General features: G+C 24.9%; 21 protein-coding genes. 20 read left to right on the top strand and 1 reads right to left on the bottom strand.

Annotated features, from left to right (window positions below; all coding sequences use genetic code 11):
- Nucleotides 1-11 precede the first annotated feature (11 nt).
- The 20 genes from E6771_RS12150 (at nt 12) to E6771_RS12055 (ending at nt 18,921) form a co-directional block, all read left to right on the top strand.
- Nucleotides 12-854, top strand: coding sequence for an ArdC-like ssDNA-binding domain-containing protein (locus E6771_RS12150; RefSeq protein WP_316091595.1), 843 nt, complete (start codon nt 12-14; stop codon nt 852-854).
- Nucleotides 855-856: 2 nt separating this feature from the next.
- Nucleotides 857-1,147, top strand: a complete 291-nt coding sequence (locus E6771_RS12145; RefSeq protein ID WP_316091594.1) for a DUF960 family protein — start codon at nt 857-859, stop codon at nt 1,145-1,147.
- 12 nt (nt 1,148-1,159) lie between these two features.
- Nucleotides 1,160-1,765, top strand: coding sequence for a Rad52/Rad22 family DNA repair protein (locus tag E6771_RS12140; protein WP_316091593.1), 606 nt, complete (start codon nt 1,160-1,162; stop codon nt 1,763-1,765).
- A gap of 10 nt (nt 1,766-1,775) precedes the next feature.
- A complete protein-coding gene (locus E6771_RS12135) occupies nt 1,776-2,036 on the top strand; it encodes a hypothetical protein (RefSeq protein ID WP_316091592.1) in 261 nt (86 codons plus the stop codon).
- A 210-nt stretch (nt 2,037-2,246) separates the two neighbouring features.
- Nucleotides 2,247-2,759, top strand: a complete 513-nt coding sequence (locus E6771_RS12130; protein ID WP_280729219.1) for a hypothetical protein — start codon at nt 2,247-2,249, stop codon at nt 2,757-2,759.
- Between the two features lie 43 nt (nt 2,760-2,802).
- Complete coding sequence (locus E6771_RS12125; protein WP_316091591.1) at nt 2,803-4,410, top strand: hypothetical protein; 1,608 nt, start codon at nt 2,803-2,805, stop codon at nt 4,408-4,410.
- Between the two features lie 79 nt (nt 4,411-4,489).
- Nucleotides 4,490-5,059 (top strand): zinc ribbon domain-containing protein, encoded by a 570-nt coding sequence (locus E6771_RS12120; RefSeq protein ID WP_316091590.1) that lies wholly within the window; start codon nt 4,490-4,492, stop codon nt 5,057-5,059.
- Between the two features lie 33 nt (nt 5,060-5,092).
- Nucleotides 5,093-5,677 carry a hypothetical protein gene (locus tag E6771_RS12115; RefSeq protein ID WP_316091589.1) on the top strand — a complete coding sequence of 195 codons (585 nt, stop codon included), beginning with the start codon at nt 5,093-5,095 and terminating at the stop codon, nt 5,675-5,677.
- A 50-nt stretch (nt 5,678-5,727) separates the two neighbouring features.
- Nucleotides 5,728-6,870, top strand: coding sequence for a hypothetical protein (locus E6771_RS12110; RefSeq protein ID WP_316091588.1), 1,143 nt, complete (start codon nt 5,728-5,730; stop codon nt 6,868-6,870).
- A 12-nt stretch (nt 6,871-6,882) separates the two neighbouring features.
- Nucleotides 6,883-8,199, top strand: coding sequence for a tetratricopeptide repeat protein (locus tag E6771_RS12105; RefSeq protein WP_316091587.1), 1,317 nt, complete (start codon nt 6,883-6,885; stop codon nt 8,197-8,199).
- 73 nt (nt 8,200-8,272) lie between these two features.
- Nucleotides 8,273-10,306, top strand: coding sequence for a dynamin family protein (locus tag E6771_RS12100; protein ID WP_316091585.1), 2,034 nt, complete (start codon nt 8,273-8,275; stop codon nt 10,304-10,306).
- A complete protein-coding gene (locus E6771_RS12095; protein ID WP_316091584.1) occupies nt 10,293-10,910 on the top strand; it encodes a hypothetical protein in 618 nt (205 codons plus the stop codon). Before E6771_RS12100 ends, E6771_RS12095 begins: the two co-directional genes overlap by 14 nt.
- A 350-nt stretch (nt 10,911-11,260) precedes the next feature.
- On the top strand, nt 11,261-12,286 hold the full coding sequence (locus E6771_RS12090; RefSeq protein WP_316091583.1) for a hypothetical protein: 1,026 nt from the start codon (nt 11,261-11,263) through the stop codon (nt 12,284-12,286).
- 223 nt (nt 12,287-12,509) lie between these two features.
- Nucleotides 12,510-13,088 carry a hypothetical protein gene (locus E6771_RS12085; RefSeq protein WP_316091582.1) on the top strand — a complete coding sequence of 193 codons (579 nt, stop codon included), beginning with the start codon at nt 12,510-12,512 and terminating at the stop codon, nt 13,086-13,088.
- Nucleotides 13,089-13,151: 63 nt separating this feature from the next.
- Nucleotides 13,152-13,613 (top strand): hypothetical protein, encoded by a 462-nt coding sequence (locus E6771_RS12080; protein ID WP_316091581.1) that lies wholly within the window; start codon nt 13,152-13,154, stop codon nt 13,611-13,613.
- 18 nt (nt 13,614-13,631) lie between these two features.
- Nucleotides 13,632-14,627: a restriction endonuclease gene (locus E6771_RS12075; RefSeq protein ID WP_316091580.1), complete on the top strand. Its 996-nt coding sequence runs from the start codon at nt 13,632-13,634 to the stop codon at nt 14,625-14,627.
- Between the two features lie 165 nt (nt 14,628-14,792).
- On the top strand, nt 14,793-15,308 hold the full coding sequence (locus E6771_RS12070; RefSeq protein ID WP_316091579.1) for a hypothetical protein: 516 nt from the start codon (nt 14,793-14,795) through the stop codon (nt 15,306-15,308).
- The gene (locus tag E6771_RS12065) at nt 15,298-16,761 is read left to right on the top strand and encodes an HD domain-containing protein (protein WP_316091578.1); all 1,464 of its coding nucleotides are present in this window, start codon (nt 15,298-15,300) and stop codon (nt 16,759-16,761) included. Before E6771_RS12070 ends, E6771_RS12065 begins: the two co-directional genes overlap by 11 nt.
- A gap of 38 nt (nt 16,762-16,799) precedes the next feature.
- Nucleotides 16,800-17,585: a SinI family restriction endonuclease gene (locus E6771_RS12060; RefSeq protein ID WP_316091577.1), complete on the top strand. Its 786-nt coding sequence runs from the start codon at nt 16,800-16,802 to the stop codon at nt 17,583-17,585.
- A gap of 145 nt (nt 17,586-17,730) precedes the next feature.
- Nucleotides 17,731-18,921, top strand: coding sequence for a DNA cytosine methyltransferase (locus E6771_RS12055; protein ID WP_316091576.1), 1,191 nt, complete (start codon nt 17,731-17,733; stop codon nt 18,919-18,921).
- Between the two features lie 350 nt (nt 18,922-19,271).
- Here E6771_RS12055 and E6771_RS12050 read toward each other — a convergent pair whose 3' ends face one another.
- Nucleotides 19,272-20,300 carry a tyrosine-type recombinase/integrase gene (locus tag E6771_RS12050; RefSeq protein WP_316091574.1) on the bottom strand — a complete coding sequence of 343 codons (1,029 nt, stop codon included), beginning with the start codon at nt 20,298-20,300 and terminating at the stop codon, nt 19,272-19,274.
- Nucleotides 20,301-20,320 lie beyond the last annotated feature (20 nt).

Genomic DNA, 20,320 nt, shown 5'->3' with positions numbered 1-20,320 from the left:
GGATTGATAAAATGAAGGAGAAAGAAAATAGTTTCCAAAAAGTATTAGAAGAGCTTAAAGCAGGAATAGATATTAAAATAAAAGACTTTGTGGATAATTCACAGGAACTGAAGGAATTCATAAAATTTAGGAGAAGACACTTTTATTCATATAGTGTAAGAAATAGTATATTGATATATAAACAAAATCCTCTGGCATCATTTGTAGCAGGATATAAGAAATGGGAAGAACTTGGATATTGTATATCAAAAGGCAATAAAGGAATAAAAATATTAATTCCTCTTATTAGAAAAAATTTTGAAGAAGAATCGGAGGAATTACATGTATATGGATATAAATACTGTAATGTATTTGATATATCACAGACAAAAGCAGGAGAAAATGCAGTGATAATACCACATATAGATACAAGTTTAAAGATAGGAGAACATAGCCAGTATAATTCAGACAGACTATATAATAAAACTAAAGAGATAATAGAACAGTATACTATTGTGAAAGAAGTAGAAAACCTTGGAAGAGCAAGAGGAATGACGGATGGAGAGAAGATATATGTAGTAGAAACTGATTATACAGCTATGACAGGAACTTTAGCACATGAGTTTATACATTTTATGAATCACTTTAAAAAAGAAAGAAAAAAGATTAATAAAAATGAAGAGGAAACAGAAGCGGAATTAGGAGCCATGATATATGGTTCCTATTTTAATTTAGACATATCAGGAAAATATAAATATCTCGCTGGATATAGAAAAGGAGTGGATTTAGGAAAGTGTTTTAATACTGCGCTGAAAACCTTTGAGCTTCTTATATATGGAAATGAAGGTCTAAATGATATATTGATGGAGGAATAGGAATGGAAAATATATATTTAACAAGAAATGTAAGAGAGAATCTTGATTTGAGAATATTAGCAAAAATAATGGAAATACTTAGAGAAAAAATAAGAACAGATCAAAATATAGACTATTTTCAGATATTTGAAGTGACTGAAGATACTTTAATAAATAAGCAGGAAGTACCAGAAGAAAAGAAGGAATATAAACTGAATTTTAAAATTCAGAGTAAAGAAAAGATTTGGGCAGTTCAAGGAATTGATGAAATAGTAGGAAAATACTGGACTATTATGTATCCAGAAGAGTATTAGGAGGTAGAAGTTATGGAGATAAAGGAAATAATGAAAAAATTGCAGGAACCATTTGAAGACAGTGAAATTGAGTTCAGAGTAGGAGCAACAAATAGTGATAAGACAAAAGGAATGGCACTTGCATATGTACAAGCACGAGCAATTCAAAATAGATTAGATAATTTATTTGGAGTAGATGGATGGAGTGTATCATATAAAGAAATAACAGCAGGATTTATATGTTCCTTATCAATAAAAATAAATGATAAATGGGTTACAAAGGAAGATGGAGCACCAGTAACAGAATTTGAATCAGTAAAAGGAGGAATATCAAATGCTTTTAAAAGAACAGCTTCAAGTGGATTTGGAATAGGAAGATATCTATATAATGCAAAGAATATGTGGTTTCCAATAAAACAGCAGGGAAAAGGCTATGTATTTATAACAGAACCTAAACTTGAACTTAATTTTAAAGAAGAAAGAGAAAATAAAAAGAATGGAATTGTAATTGATTTTGGGAAATATAAAGGAATGACATTGGAAGAGATATATGAAAAAGACCATAATTATATAAAGTACTTGAAGGATAAGGCTAAGGACACAGAAATAATAAAGGCTTGTACCAAACTTATAGCATAAGGGGTGAATCATGGATAGGATAACAGAAGAATATTTAAAATTTAGGAATTATATACTAAGCTTAAAAAAAGAAGATATATTTGAAAGAGCAGTAAAGATAGTATTTTATAATGAGCTGTATAGATATTTTAAAACAACAGGAGCATATATAGAGAAAGATATTACATTACAATCACTTTATATATTTTATATAAAGTATGAGAAGCTGAATATAAATGATAATGAAGAAATAGCAGAATTTTTAAAAGTTTATATGAAAGGATATCTTTAAATAGGGCAGAAATTTCTGTCCTATTTTTCTATAAAAGGATTAATAGTTCTCATGAAGAGAACAAATTTAATTAAAAAAAGAATCGAATAATTTGTTTAAAACGAAACCAGAATTAAATAATTGAATTGATTTTAAGAAAAAAGGTTTCTCTTTTTGCCCTTTGGAAAAAATTATATAATAAAATGATAATTATTTTTAAGGAGAAATTTAATGAGAAAAAAAGTAAGAGTATCACTGCCAAAACTTATTCATGAAGTTATATATATGGATATTCAATATTTTAAATTAAGAAAGGAAACTTTATACAACCTTATAATTCAAGGGTTAGGTTTTGAAAAACTTCTTGAAATAGGAGGAGATCTTCTAGATGAAAGAAAAACTATATCTTTTAATTTAAATGATATTAATACAGAATTATTTCAGGAAATGATGAAGTTTCAGAAAATGGAAAAGGAGAGTATATTTTTGAATAAAGTTTTCATGACATATGCCAATCTTCATCCTTCAATAAGAGAAAGGACAATAAATAGAGATTTATTTATGCGGATAGAACAAGCAGTAAAGGAAAACAAAAGTATAAAGATATATTATAGAAAAAAATTACTAGATGGAATTCCAATAGAATTAGAAAGAGATAGAGAAAATGGTTATAACTATTTAAAAGTGAAGATAGAGAATCAACAATATCTTTATGAAATGAAAGAGATAGAGTTTGTAACATAAAAGTTATATTAAATAAAATATAAAAAATTAGAGGAGGAAAGTAATGAGAAATAAATTTTTAGGAATGTTATTAGTGATGATAATGTTTATTGGATGTGGAATGCCAAACAAAGTAAAAATGGATGATCCTAATATGGGGTGGGAAGAAAATGAAACTATTGGAGCATTTCAAACTTATAAAGGGAAACCTTATACAGGCACACTTTTAAAAGAAGAAGGATATGTGGAATTAAAAGATGGTATTTATCATGGAAATGCAAAATATACTGATTTAGATCCTGATGGGAAAACAGTAATTGAAGGTATATATGATAAAGGAGTTCTAGTAGATGGAACTTCCGAATATTACATGAAAAATATGAGAGGAGATTGGGTTTTAAGAAATAAGTCTGTATTTGTAGATGATCCAGTACATGGTAAAGTTTTAGAAGAATGTGAGTATTATAATGAAATTAATAACTCTGCTAAAGCTTTAGCAAATCCAACTAAAATTGTTAGATACCAAATGAATAAGAATAATGAAAAAAGTTTTATATTAAATGGAAGATATATTGATTCTAAATTTGTTGGAGAATATAATGGACAAATAATAAGTTTAGGATTGAATGGATATTTAATAGGAGGAAAGTTCTTCGGGTATACTGTATTAAGTATGAATGAATTTGTTTACAGAGTGGATTTTGTTATAAATCAAAGTATATGGGATTTAACTCTATTGTATTTAGACCATGTTACTTTTGAGACTACAGTTAGTCCATTTGCTCCTGCACCAAATCCAGTACCTAAGTTTGAGCAACATATTGCTAATAGATTTGTAAAAAACCTATACTCTGCACATATATACAATAGAAATTCAAAATTCAAATTAAGTTATTTTAATGAGAATGCACTTAAAGAACTATCTAAAAAGAAAATTGGTGTATATATAGATCCAACTGAATTAGCAAATGCTGAATCTCAATTAATGGATAATGGATTTAAAAAATATCCATTCACTGGAATACTAAATCATAAAGATTACTCTAATAAATCTCAATATACTGAAGGAGTTAGTTTTCAAAATGTACCTTCAGGTGACAGAGTCTATTTCTGGACTGCTCCTACTTTAGATGATTATAATCAAAGAAAAGCTAAAAAACAAGATGATCCAAGATATCAAATAGAAATTGCTTTTGGTAATCAACAAATGGAAGATTTGATAAATTCTGTCAAGAAATATCCAGAGTTATGGACTGCAACTTTTGAAGATGAAAACTACGGATTTGTAGCTGATTATGATAAAGAGCCTGATTTTAATGAAAAGGAATCTTATTATGTAATGCAATTTGAACAAGATTGGAGTGGAAATAGTACAGTTCAAGTCAATAGAAGATTATTTGAAGGTGGAGATGATATTACTATTCCAATATTTAGATTAAATAACGAATTAAATAAGGTATATAAATATCATATAGAGCAGAAGAAATGGATTCAAATGAAAGATAACGATCCTATGATGATTTCATTTCATACTTTATATGGAATTGCAGTAAACGATATTCTTGAATATCATAAAATGACTCAAATTAACATGTATGATATTTATCATACAAATGTTGCAACATTTATTTCTGAATATAAAGAATATCTAAAAGATAAAGAAGTCAAATAATAAAATAGAGCAGATAATTCTGCTCTATTGAATAGTTTTTTATAATAAACTAATAATAAGTAAAAAATGGAGGGATTAGATGTTATTTGTTCATTCAGTTATATTATCAGTAATAACAAGTTTTATAGGAATGTTTTTATTAATAGATGGGACATCTATTTGGACAAGAAGCTTAACTTTTTTAACAATATTTTTAGGAAGTATGGCAGCTATAAGTTTATGTGAAATATTTAAACAAAATTACTATGAAAAAATGCCACAAAATTTTATTACAGATATTTTTATTAATTATGGAATTCATATTTGTTCAGTTATATTTCCATTAATAATTAATTTAATGATTGCTATGCTAAATGGAACTATGGGAATGTATTCTATGATGTTGGGAGAAAGTGGAATTTCAAGAATTATTGAATTAATATGGATTATACCTTCAGTAGTATTTGGAATTACATTTACTGTAATAGCTTATCCAAAAGATTCTATGGGAATTATTAATAAAATAGAGGAAAAATTGAAAAAAACAAAAGAAAATGCAAAACCATCATTAGTTTCTACTACTGAGAAAAAATATTGTAAGAACTGTAGTACTGAGATTGATTCTAATACGAAATTCTGTCCAAACTGTGGGAGAGAAATATCAAAATAATATTTTCTTATTGGGAGATTCAGGAGGAATATCATGCCATTACCGTTAATATTAGGAATAGGAACAGCAATAGCAACAACAGCAGGAGTTATGAATACTATAAAAAGAAAAGAGAAGAATAATAATTTAGATAAAGAAAAAGTAAGAGAGTTAGAAAATAAATTATGTGAAGTATATGAAGTTAAAAAAGAAGTTTTAAAGAAAGAAAAAATAATTTCATATAGACAAGGATATGAAAAGGCAGAAGCAAAAAATATTTTATACAAGGATACATTATATAGAATAAAAAGTAATGAGAAATATTTAGAAATAATAGTGAGATTAATTTATTTTATACATGATAATGAAATTTCACTAGAAGCTCAAAAGTACTTAGAAGACCTTTATCTTGTTATTAATAATGAGCAAAAGAAAAAAATAGAAGATGTTATAAAAGGTATTTATATATCTAAATACCCATTAGATGAAATTAAGGAAGAAATACAGAAGTTAGATAAAATGAGTATAAATAAAATTAAAGAAATTTTAAATGAATTGGCAGTTTTTGATAAACTACCTATAGATTCTAGACAAATAAAACGATTTAAAAAGGCTTTTGAATGTTGTAAAGGAATATAAGAAATCAATTTTTTATAATACAGATTTAAGTAGGGAGGGTAAGATATAGAATGATAAAAAATGAAAACAATATAACAGCAGAAGAAATTTTAGAAATGTGTAAAGATACCAGCGAAATATTTGCTTCAAAAGTAACAAATAATTTTATTTCAGGAATGGCAGCATATAAAACATCTGAAGCTCTTGTAAATGAAGTGGAGTTTTGGCAATGGTTAAAGGCTAACTTTCCTAAAAAATTAACAGATGTTGAAACTATAAAAACTCTTTTTACCGAAAAACCAGAATGGATAAAAAACATTCAGGGGAAAGGATATGAATGGGATTATGTTAATTACCTTAGAGGAAAATTTGGTAATTTTTTTTCAAAATTTGAGTTAGGGACAAATCCAACTCAAAAAGGGGTAGATATTGTTGAAAAAGGATTTTTTAACGAAAAAATAAAAAATACATTTCAAAATAAGGCATATTATGGAAAAGCAAATCCAGATTTATCTAATACTCCAAAAACAGCCATAGTTATTACTAATAGTGAAAAAGTAGAATATTCGAGAAATAAAGGATATAAAACAGAAGGATTTATGAATGCTGAAGAGGGGAAAAAAACAGCAGAAAAACGTTTTGAAGATGCTAAAGTCGGAAATATAAATTTTGATTACAACTGGAAAAATATAAGTATGACTATGGGGAAAGCAGGGATAATGGGAGGAGCTTTAGGATTAGGATTGGAAACAATTTTTTCATATAGAAGATTTAAAAATGGTGAGATTACCAAGGAAGAATATTTTAAAGAAATTTTAAAAACAGGAGGAAGTTCAGCAGTTGTATCTGCTGGAACTGCTGGTATTATGATACCTGTTGCTGCTAAAATTACTGTTTTGGGAATGACTAAATTAATAAATATTCCAGCATCTATAGCAATATCTGCTACTTTAAATAAAATAGTTGCGCCAGCTTTTGGAAAAGGAGAATACAAAAAAATACTATCTGAGGCAAAGTACTATAATGATGTAAATAATGCATATCAAGATATTGTTAAAGTAATGCTCATCTCATTTAATGAATATGAAAACTTTATAGAAGAGGCAGTAGCTTATGAAAAAGAACGTATTCAGCTAAGTGAAGAAACAGATAACTTGAGAGAAAAAAATAAAAATATAGATTCTGCATTAGAAAAATTATATAGTTCAATTTAAAAAGGAGATAAAATGGATAATTTAGTTTTACAAGAAGATGTTAATTATCTTATACAAGAAAGTAAAGAAAATATAGAAAAAGTAACAGTAGAAATGATTTCTTTGATGAATGACAGTAATAAAAAATTACAGACAATAGAAAACCAAAGCTGGTTTAAAAGAATGGTAAAGACTGTTACAGGAAAAAATACTTTAAGTAAAAATGAAATAAAAGAAAATTCTGAGAAATTAAATTTTTATATGATAGATGTCATTTCTGAATTATACAAAAGGCAGGTTGTAGAACAGAGAGTGATACTCAGTTTGAGTAGAAATATCAATAATTTAATTAAAGAGCAAAATAATATATATAAAGAACTCTATAATACAAAGTATATTATGGGGAGTTTTGTGAAGAAGTTAAATGAAAAACTAATTAACCTTACTCAAAAATTAAATAATAAAGTTGATAGCATTGATAATTTTTATATGCTTATTGATGAGATAAGGCTAGGAACATACACTCATACTAATTTTTTAGTTGCTATTTGTATGATTTTATCTAAGATTGATGAAAATAATATCAAAGAATTAGATAATAAAAAAGTAAAATCACTTGAAGAAAATATGAAAAAAATGGATATAATTGACGATGTTAAAATAGATATCATTGATTTTTTTAAAGATATTAAGAACATCACACCAAATGACTTAAGTAAAATTTATATAGAAATAAGTAGTTTTAGAAATAATTATATTGTAGATATATTGTTGCAAATAATAGAAAATATTCTATTCAATGGAGAATTAAGAAAAGAAGAATTAGATTTTATTATGTTAGAAAATAGAATAAATACAAATATCCAAATATCATTGAAAGATATTTTTAATAAATTATTAAAGTGTAAAATAGAAATATTGGAAGAATTAAATTTAGGTTTAGAAAAGAAGTTAATAGAGAGTGAAATAGAGGAAAATAAAGCCATAATTATTTCTAAAGAAGAAGCAAAACTTGAGTATGGACTAGGAAAACTTTATTTAAAAGAAGAAAAATTCTCAGAAGGTATTAAACATTTAATAATAGCAGCAGAACAAGGAAATGAAAATGCTCAATATGAATTAGGGAAATATTATATTGAGGCTGGAAAAGAAGAGAGATATAGAGTGGGAGTTAAGTGGTTAGAAAGAGCAGCAAAACAAGGAAGAGTAGAAGCTAAGTTTGAATTAGGAAAATGTTATAAATTTGGTTATGGGGTAATTAAAGATTCAATAAGAGGATATAAGTATATAAAGAAAGCAGCTCTTTTAGGAAATAAAGAGGCAGAAAATTTTTTAATGAGTGATTTATAAAATATAATTTATAATATTTTATAGGCGATGTATTTATAAATAATTGGATAAATGTTATGTATGGAGGAAAAAAGTGATAGAAAACGATTATCAAAAAATAAAGGAAGAAGTATTAAGAAATTACAATTATTTTCAAAAAAATATTTCTAATTTGAAAGGATTAGAATATATAAAAAGTCAAGGTGAAGAAGAAAGAGTAATAGAAAGTATAAGAAAATTGGCAGAAGATATAAAAAATGATAAATTTAAGTTAATGGTCTTAGGAGAAGCTAAAAGTGGAAAATCTACTTTTATAAATGCATATTTGGGAGTGAATTTATTACCAACAGGAATTTTACAGTGTACAAGTTCAATAATAAAAATAAAATATGGAGAAAAAATTAAATTAATAGCTACTAAAGGGGATAATAATTTTATTGAACATGAAGAGATTAACAAAATACAAAGATTTTTAAAAGAGAATGGAGCTATAAATGAAAAATATAGAGATATACCAGTAGACTTAATAAATTATGAAATATTTTTTAAAAAGAATGGAGAAAAAATTTATGAAAAAGAAATTGATGAATTTATTAATGGTATAATGAATGAAAAAGAGCCTGGCACAGATGATGAAAAATATAAAAAATTAATTAAAGAATATATTAACAGTAAGAAAGATGGAGATTGGAGAAATCTTATAAAAGAAATAAGTATAGAATATCCTTTTGAATCAGATGATATGAAGGGAATTGAAATAATAGATAGCCCTGGAGTTAATGCAATAGGAGGATTAGGAAGTATTACTGAAGACTATATAAAAAATGTAAATGCTATAATTTTTTTACATTCAGTAGAAGTCCCAATAGAATCAAAAGCCTTACAAGAACTAATTATAAAAAATTCAATAAATAGAGATACTTCATTTTTAGTATTAACAAAAGCTGGTAAATTATCTTCAAAAAATTTAGAAGAAAAATTTAATGAAGCATATAAATATTATCAAAACATAATAAATAAAGAACAGATTTTAGCAGTAGATAGTCTTTTAAGATTATATAGAATTGAGATTAAAAATTCTAAAAAAACTTTTGAGGAATTGTGTGAATATATTGATGAAAATGAAAATTCTATTGACCCAGCAATAACTGCTTGTTTTTCTCGGACTACTAAGAATTTGGAAGATTTGATAAAAAAGATAGAGAATAAATCAAATTTTTTACACTTATCAAAGGTAGTAGATAAATTTGGAAGAAAATCTTTTTATTTATTAGCAAAAGATTTTTTAAAAACAATCGAGGAATTTTATAAAAGAATTTCTTCTAAATTAGAGCAAGATAAAGGTATTTTAGATATTATAGATCCAAAGATAATACAAGAAAAAATCAGTAAAATTATTGCTGAAATAGAAGAAAAAGAAGATATTGCCAATATTAAAGTTCAAGCTATTGATAGAGAATATAACAGCATTATAAATGAAAAGATAAAATATGAAATAGAAGAATATAGTAGAAGTATGAATGAAATAGTAACTTTTGAAGAACTTGAAAAACATTTTTTTTATTTTAGAAATCATTTAAAAAACTATCAAGAAAATATTATAAAAGAAATACAAGAAAAATGTAATAGAGAGATAATATATACTGATACTATAAATGATTATTCATATCTAATACCTGAATTTACTTCAGAAGATTTTGAAAAAATAAAAAAAGAAACAGAAAAAGATTCAGAAGAAGTAGAAGAATATGAAAATGGGATAACTTTTAGAAAAGTAGAATATATTCATAAATATTCACAAGACAAACATGTAAATAAAATAAAAGATTCAATTACAGATAGGGCAAATGAAATAAGTAATAAACTCAGTAAATATCTATGCTCATATCTAACAAATACAATTGAAAAATATGAAAAAATATTGCAAAAAAATATAGATACAAGAAAAGACGAGCTAAAAAAAACAGAAGTATTGTATGAGAATAATGAGAAATTAATTGAAAAAAAATTAAAAATAGAAGAAATATTGGGAGCAATTTATAAGTCAAAACAAGAAAATGAAAAAATTATAAAGGTTATAAAGAAAAATATAAGATTTATAGAAGGAGATAGAAATGAAATTATATGAAAGAGATAAATATTCTGAAAAGATCCAGAATATGCTAAAAAAATTAAAAACATCTTCTTTTAAATTAATAGAAAGTGATGAGAAATCAGAAACAATAATTAATAATATTTATAAAATAACATTTAGAGAACTAGATAGAGAATGTGAAATTCTTTTAAAAGATTTCTATTATGATATGCAAGAAAGTTTATTTGAAAAAAGTTCTTTTTTTAAAAATAGTACAGAGAACCGCAACTTATTCAATAGATATCAATTTAGAAAAGATATAATAGATAATTTTAAATTTAAGATAGAAGATATAAAATATATTGAAGAAGAAGATTATAAAAAAATAATAATTCCTGGAACTGTTGTAGTAGCAGGAACCATTTTAGCAATGACAAGTAATGGATTAGTACTGCCTTTATCTATTTTAATAGCAGGTCTTTTAGCTTATGAAATGAAAAAGGCAAATAATAAAAAAAATAAAGAGAATTTAAAAAAAATTGTACAAGAGTTTTTAAAAAGAATAGAAAAAAATTTTAATAATTGGCTTGAAGAAGTAGAAAGATATTTATTGAAAAGAACTAAAGAAAAATTTCCTGAATTTAAAGAGGAATTATAAAAGAGAAAATAATGCTGAACCAATAACTTAAAAAGTTATTGGTTTTTTTATTTATTCTAAATTAATAAAAATAATATTTTACTTTAACAATCCCTTGTATTCTAAGGGGTTGACTAAAAAATAGATATATTTTACAACTAGTATTTTAATATAAAAAAGGACAAAAATAACCATAAAAAGTGGGAAAATAGAGGAAAAATAAGCATTTTTATATAAAATAAAGGTATTTTTCTATATAAACAGTGAGTATCAGTGAATGCAATGAAACTGATACTCACTGAAATACTAGTTAATTGAATATATTAAAAACTCTTTAGATTATAAAAATAATTTAAAGGAGAGGAAAGAATATGGATACAATTTCAATTAAAATTATTTTAAGAAAAGGACACAGAAGTACAGAAACAATTTTGAGAGCAGGAGATTATATTACTAATATTAAAAGCCCAAAAGGATATAAATATTGTGATGTATTAAGCTTTGAATCAGAAAATGAGATAATAGTAAAAATATCATATCCAAGATATTACTTTGGAAATAATGCATATATTATAAGACAAGGATATGAATGTCTAGATGTTCAAGAGCATTTTATAAAAAATATAAAGCAGAACAGTTTATTGAGAAATTTAGATGAAATAGTGCTTACAAGAGTGGATATACCATTTACTTATCTTATGAATGAATTTGAAAGATTTTCAGATTATATCAATATATTCAAAATTATGGGAGAGGTGTATTATAAGCGAAATTCTCAAGGACGTCCGAAAGCATATGAAGATTTAATATCAGAAGAAAAAGAAACTATTGTCTATAGTGATTCAAAAACAGCAAGTGGATACAATAAGAGAGTAATAATCTACAATCAATATTTAAATTTAAAAAGTAAATTAGAACCAGAAGAGATGGAGAGGACGTTAAAAAGCTTTCCAGACTTGGAAGATAGAATGAGAATAGAAGTATCGAAAAGGATAAGAAGAAAAGCATTTTCTATGGTGGAATTTGTAGAAGAAGATTTATTTTCTGATTATAAGAATAAATATCGAAAGTATATATTTGATAATTTATTAAATTTAGATGAGATTGAAAAGGTATATGAAAAAAGAATAGATGAATTGGCATATCAATTAATAGAAGATAGAAAAAGTAGTAATTTTACATATGAGAAATTCATATTAAATGAAATAAAAGATATCTATGACTATGAAATTTTAAGGCAAGCTATAAATAAAGCATGTGGTAGTATAAAAACAAGGGAAAATGCTATAACAACAGTAAGAAAAATAATTTCCGAGTATGAAAAAAGAAGAAAGGTTATTATTATGAAGACAGGAGAAAAGTTAGAAAGAATAAGAAATTATATAAGAAATTTTTAAAATGTAATTTTATTTTAAAAATATATATATATAATTGTATTTTTGATACTATATACATGTATATAGTATCAAATTTGATAAAAAAGTCAAATTCATATTATTTATAATGAATATTTTTGTAATTTTATAACTGATAAATAGATATATTTAATTATAACAGCACTATAATTAGATTACAAAAAATGATAAAATATAGTAAATATAAATAAATAGAGGAGTGAATATGATTTTAGAATTAATAAAGTTGATAGAAAGTTTTTTAAAACTGGAAGAGGAAAAACAGTTTACTAGGATATATAATGAATTTAGTTTTCAGCATGAATTAGGCATTTTTTTAAGAGAAAATTTAGGCAAAGAATATAATATAGAGTTTGAAAGAAATATCAGTTATTTTTTTAAAGTTTTAAATAAAAAAGAATTTATTAAAAAAGAAATTGATATAGTGGTATATAGTAAAGATAAGAAAGAAAAATATGCAATAGAGTTGAAGCATCCATTAAAATCTCAAGGACAGCATCCAGAACATATGTTTGCATTTTTAAGAGACTTAAAATTTTTGGAAGAGTTAACAAGGAGTGGCTTTACAAATGGATTGAGCATAGTATTAACAGATGATAAAAGATACATTATTGGGAATAAAGTTGATGGAATATATAAATATTTTAGAAAAAATGAAATCATAAAGGAAAATATAGAAAAACCAACAGGAGAAAATAAATTTTTTATAAATATAGAAAAAAAATATGTAGTAGACTGGAAAAATTTAAGTAATGGATATAGTTATTATATTTTGAAAATATAGATAAACTAATATAAAAAAGAAACTGAGTAATTATAAAATCTTACTATGTGAAGAGGAATAAATTTGGAACTAAAAAGCACAGAAGTAATTGAGATTGTAAGTGAGTTAATTGAATTTGTTGATAAAAAATTTGAAAATAATGAAAAGACAATTAAGGGGGCTACAAATTTAAAGTACAAAATTTATGCAAATGCTAAAAATGAATATAGATATAAAAATTTTTTATTGAAGGGTTTTGTAGGACAAGGAAGACTTAAAATATGTGATGTAGGAATTGCATTTTTATATGGAAAGAATAAAATAAATGATGGATTCTATATTTGTTTTGTATATAACTATAGAAAAAAAGAAATCTATTTGGAGCTAGGGAGCAGTTATGAAAATATTTCAAAATTATCAGAAAATAAAAAAAGTGAATTTAATAAAAAATCTACAAAGAAAATTAGTAGAATAAATTTAAATTATTCTGACCTTATAATAAAAATAGATGATATACTTAAAGAATTTTTACAATTTTATAAATAAAAAAGGAGGAAAGAAAAAATGAGATACTATATTTTTAGAATAGATTATAATAATCTTGATTATTTAAAAAAAGAAATAGAACAGGGAAGATTAAGGCAAGGTTGGGGAGCTTTAGGATTATCTCTTTTAGATACATTTGAAGAACAGAGAGAGAAAGAAGAGTGGATCTGTAGTTATTTACAAGTATGGAAAAATGATTATAATAAATTAGATTATATTAGAAAAAAACATACTAATTTATTAAAAATGTTGGAAATGGAAAAAGGAGATATAATTGTAATTCCTAAATATCCTTATTGGGATACTTTATCAGTAGTAGAAGTAGCAGAAAAGTATACTTTTAAAGTAGAAAAGGGAATAGAAGATTATGGACATATCATTAGAATAAATATTAAAAAGTTAAAAACTTTTAATTATTTAAGCAATGAGTATAGTAAAGAAATTCATAATAAATTAAGAGGTTATCAAACTGCCATTAATAGTGTAAAAGATGAAAATATTAAAAAGGCTATAAAAGAATTATTAAGTTTAGAAAGCAACTATGAAATTAGAGAACTTGAAGAAATTATAAAGAAAAGATTTGAAGAAAATATAAAAAATTTAAATCAAGAAATATTTACAATTAGAAATAATGAAGTGGAAACTTTAGTTGAAAAAATTTTTATAAATCAAGGTTATGTAGTTGATAAGAGAAATAGTTATGATGGAAAAGGTGGAGATGTAGATAGAATTTTTATAAGAAATTTGCCAATATTAGGAGAAATAGATAATGAAATTGCTTTTAATAAAATTTATGTACAAGTAAAGAAAAAAGATGGAGAATGTAATGAATTAGAAGGAATAGAACAATTGGAAAAGATAGTAAAAAACTTGAATAATATTGAAAATAGAATTTATAAAGTATTGGTTTGTACTGGTGGATTCAGTAAAGAAGTTGAAGAAGAAGCCAAGTTGAAAGGGATCATTTTAATAAATGGAACTCAACTTATGAGGTTAAGCTTGAAATACTTATGATATGGGTTTGGAGAAAATCTATGAAAAGAGCTGATAATTTAAATACAAAAAACATATAATTAGATATCTTGAGCACAAAGAGAATAATACATTTTTTTTGAGAAATATGATATAATGTTTGATATAAATAAAAAATATATTAAAAATAAAAAAGGAGGAGATAAAATGAATGAATATATAATTGCAAAAGGAATAATTTTTCAAAAAATGAGATTAAGTAATGAAAGTTTTGAAGATAGATTAATTTCTCAAAAAAAAATATATTTGTTAGAATCTTTAGGGATAGATTTAGGTTATAAATATAATTGGTATACAAGGGGACCTTATTCTCCTTCTTTAGCAATAGATTTAGAAACAACTCTTGATATTTTAAAAGCAAATAATTATGCAAAAACATATAAATTGAATGATAATGTTGAGAAAAATATTAAAAAAGTTAAATTTTTTGAAAAGAAAAAAAATGAAAATATGAAAACGGCAGAATGGTATGAATTGCTGGCTTCATTATTGTATATTTATACTAATAAAGAAAGTTGGAAAATAGATATTTCAAATAAAAATTCTTTATTTGAAAAATTAATAGCATATAAATCAAAATATGATATTAATCAGTGTGAATTTGCATTTAATATTTTAACTGAACAAAAATTTATAAAAAGTGAGGCAATAGGTGACAGATAAATTAAGGCCAATAAAGTATATTAATGATCCTATATATGGTGCGATTGGAATTACTGAATTAGAGATGAAAATTATTGATACATCAATTTTTCAACGGTTGCGTGGCTTAAGACAATTGGCAAGAATAAATTATGTTTTTCCAGGAGCAGAACATTCTAGATATGTTCATTCATTAGGAGTTTTACATATTATGGGATTAATGACAGAACATTTATTAAAAAGAGGAGATATAGATGAAGAAGATGCAGTTAAAATGCGAGTAGCAGCATTATTACATGATATAGGTCATTACCCATTTTCTCATTTGGGTGAAAGTGTATATAGTTATTGTAAGGATATTGATAATGGAAGAAATTTTTTACAGATGCCATTAAATGAAAATTCAGAAAAATTATATGAGTTGTGTTCTTCACATTCTAAAAGTGCTCACCATGAGCATCTAGGAAAATATATAGTTATAAATCACAGAGAAATATCTGATATACTGAAAGAAAATGAACTGGATCCTTTAGAAATTGGAGAGATATTTACAGGAGAAAGAGGCTCAAGAAATATGGTATATACTCAATTACTACATTCAAGTTTAGATGCAGATAGATTGGATTATTTATTAAGAGATTCATATCAAACAGGTGTAAAATATGGGATGGTTGATCTACAATATTTGATAAGATTATTACTAATTACTGATAGTTGTGAAGAAAGTGGAAAAAATAAAATTTTAGTTTGTAATAAAAAAGGCCAACATGTTATAGAACATTTTTTAATGTCTAGATATTTTCATTATTCACAAGTTATTTTTCATAAAACTAATATAGCATTTGAAGGTATGATAAAAAGTATGTATATCAAACTTATTCAAAAGAAAAAGTTTCTTTTTAATTCTTTAGAAGAAATTCAAGAAAATGTTAATGAGGATAATTTTTTAAATTTCAATGATTCTTTTTTAGAAGTTGCTTTTCAAAATTATTATAAAGAAATACTGGATAATAAGATACCAGATGAAGAATACAAAGAATTATATGAAATGTATTGTAAGAGAATTCGGCCTAAGGTAGTTTTTGAAGTGAAAGATTTATATGAAGAAGAATCATCTTCAAAATGTGCAATTTTAAAATGGATTTTAATGAAAAATCCTGAAAAAATTACGGAAATTTTAAAAACAGATAAATGGGGATATCAAATTGTTCCTATAACAATTGAAAAAATTCAGAATCATTATACTTTAACACAAAAAAAAGAAAATTATGAAGAAGATATGAGAGAAGCTATAAAACTATGTGAGATTGATACAAAAAAAATATCTTATTTAGCAGAAGATAAATTATCTGTCATAGGTAAATTAGTAAATTATAAAAGTGAATTTATAAGAGTATATGTATTGGAAAATAGAGAAGATAGTGATTATAGAGATATGCGTAAAAAAATAGAAGCTATAGTAACTTCAAATTAATTATACCCAAAATAAATATTATTTATGTAGGAGGTAAAATGCCATCATTAAAAGATTTTCATATGAGTGATATAATCTTAAGTCAACAAAGCGAAGAAATACTGCGATCAAAAGCAAATTATTGTTATTTATATAATTCCTGTATGAATGATATAGATCTTTTTCCTAATATAAGAAGTAATGAAATTGTTGATGCTTCAAGTTATGTAAATAAATGGATTGAAAAATTGAAAAAAGCAATGGAAAAAACATATCCTTCATCTAAAATAGCTAGTGGAGTACAAACTCTTCCAGACCCAGTTATAAATATTATGTTAAAACAAAAATATATAAATTTGAGTGAAGATTGTCTTCTAGGAATACAAGAAGCGCATAATCTTTGTATGAATATTGAAAATATTCAAGGAGAATTATTAGAAGAATTTATAGCTAGGAATATAGAAGAATATGGTTGGATATGGTGTAGGGGAAGTATAATTAGAAGTGTAGATTTCTATCATTTAAATAGCAATACATTATTACAAATAAAAAATAAATATAATACAGAAAATAGTTCAAGTATTACAGTTAGAAATGGAAGAACTATTGAAAAATGGAATAGAATAGGGAAACCGCTGAATGGAGAAAATACTTTTAATTGGAGAGAGTTGAATAACAAAATAAACGAAAGAAAATTAAGTAATAATCAGCCAAATATTGAATTAACAGAGGAAAAATATGAAACTTTTATAAAAATGTGTATAAGAAATAACCCTATGTTATTAATTCCAGGAAATTATTGGGATAATTTACAAAGTGATGAAGATGAAATAATTGAAGAATAGAAAAGATAAAAATGATTTCAAATTTATTTAGAAATCATTTTTTTATATTTAAAATAATAGCTACCAATTTTTTATAAAGGATGATAAAATTTAAAAGATAATTATATATTATAAAATAATAATATATAAGGTATAGGAGGCTAGAATGTACAATGTAATATCATTATTTTCAGGGGCTATGGGATTGGATATAGGAGCAGAAAAAGCTGGGGCAACAATAAAAGTTTGTATAGAAAAAGATAAATTTGCAGCAGCAACAATAAGAAGAAACACTAAAATTCCAGTTATAGAATCTGATATAAATGAAGTAAGTAGTGAAAAAATATTAGAAGTAGCAGGATTGGAAAAAGGGGAAGTATTTGCAATTATTGGAGGGCCACCATGTCAACCATTTAGTTATGCAGGCAAGCAATTGGGATTAGGAGATTTTAGAGCAAATACAATGGTTAGATTTTTGAATATAATAGAGGAAATTAGACCTAAATTCTTTTTAATGGAAAATGTAAGAGGATTATTAACTGCTAAGTTAAATAGTGTTCCAGAGGAATTTTCAAAATATGAAAATATAAAAGAATTGCCAGGAAGTGTTTTGAAGTTTCTGAAAACAGAGCTTAAAAATTATGGTTATACAGTAAGTTTTGCTTTATTGAATGCTGCTAATTATGGAGTTCCACAAAAAAGAGAAAGAATGATTTTATTTGGATATTATGGAGATGAAAGAATAAGTATTCCAAGACCAACACATAGCGAAAATTCTATTATTAGGAATACTTTGCCATGGAAAACATTGAGAGAAGCTTTAAAAGGATTAAAAAAACCTCAATTATCTGAATATAATGAATTATCAGATAGAAATAAAAAATTTTTATCTTTATTGAAAGAAGGAGAAAATTGGACAAATTTACCAGAAGATTTAAAAAAAGAAGCCATGGGAGGAGCATATTATTTAGGGGGGGGGAAAACAGGCTTTTATAGGAGATTAAGTTTTTCTCAACCTTCACCTACATTAGTAACTGTACCAACGATGCCAGCCACAATGTTATGTCATCCTACTGAATTAAGACCACTTTCAATAAAAGAATATGCAAGAATTCAAGAGTTTCCTGATAATTGGATTTTTGAGGGTAAAATAACTGAAATATATAAACAAATAGGAAATGCAGTACCAATAGGGTTAGGTTATATAGCGATGAAAACCTTGATTGATTTTTATGAAGAAAAAAATTTAATTATAAAATATTCAAAATATAAAAATACAACTGATATAGAGTTTGATAAACATTTTGAAAAAATTCAAAAAAAGAAAAATGAGAATCAAAATCAATTGAAACTTTAATTAGAATAATAGCAATAAAAATATTAATTATATAAGAGCTAAATTTAGAAAGATTTATTGAAAAATAGATATGTAGGAAACATATAGGTAACAAAATAAACATCTATATTAATAAAATCAAAACTTTCCAATTCTCAAAAAGATAATTGGTTGGATTTTACAGACTCCACAAACACAATGTTTGTGGGGTTTTTTATTTGTATAAAAATGTGAAAATATATAAAAAAAGTAGATAGTAGGTACCATACAGGTACCATACAGAACCCAGGCTTTTTTCTTCTAATTCCTTAAATAAAGATAGTTTAACATAAAAAAGAAAATACCCTGTAAAAAATACAGGATATTATTCATTAATTTATTAATTCTACATTTTTTCTTAACTCTTCTATGTCCTTATGAGTATAGATTTTTTCAGTTGTAATGTAACTTTCATGGCCTATCATTTTCTTGATAGCAGTAGCATTGGCATTAGCATTACTAAGTAATGTGGCAAAGGTATGACGGCAGTCATGAGGACGATGTATCATATTTAATTGTTCCATTATAGGAATGAATTTTTCTCGATAATAGTTATCATATTTCATTTGTTTGTTTTTAAAATTTACAATAAGATATTTATTATTGAGATCATATCGATTTTTGATTAGTGGTATTATTTTAGGATGTATAGGAATGAGTCTATTTTTACCAGCTTCTGTTTTTAATCCCCCAGTCATAGTTTTATTTTCTAAATCTATATTAACAATTTCTAGTTCAAGAAGTTCTCCTATTCTAAACCCACTATAAATCATGATCAGTATAGTATCAATAAATTCGATATTATTTAATTGCTGCCATAATATTTCTATTTCTTTAGTGCTGAATGGCTTTCTTTTATTCTCAGAAGTATTTTTTCCAATATCTATAAATTTACTATAATCTTTGGATATAATGTCATTCTGCATAGCATATGCAAATATTTGTCCAAATAGATATTTTATTTTCTTTTTAGTAGCTAGGCCTTTAGGGCAATTATCTATTGCTTCTTGCAAATGTCTTGTTTTTATCTCTTTTATTTTCATATAGTGAAGCTTTTCTACATTATCATATGCTGATTTATAACCTAATATAGCTGAATTACTAACTTTTTGATATTTAACTTGACTCCATTTATCATAAATATATTTAAAAGTAATATTTGATAGTTCTAAGTCATATGGTGTATCTAAATAATCAGCAAGAGCTTTATTTGCTTCTTTTTGTGAAACGAAATATCCAAGCAATTTTTTTATCTGTTTTCCAGTATTTGGATCCCAACCTTTAGTGATAGTAACTTTATATGGCTTTCTTCGATTGCCAGAAACTTTTGTAATTCCTCCATTTCCATTAGCTCTTCTCATTGTATCATCTCCTCTTTTAA

The organism is Fusobacterium sp. (assembly GCF_032477075.1).
In the GTDB taxonomy this organism is placed as follows: Bacteria; Fusobacteriota; Fusobacteriia; order Fusobacteriales; family Fusobacteriaceae; genus Fusobacterium_A.
Note: the sequence above shows the minus strand (reverse complement) of the source record. Positions and strands in the feature narration are given on the sequence as shown.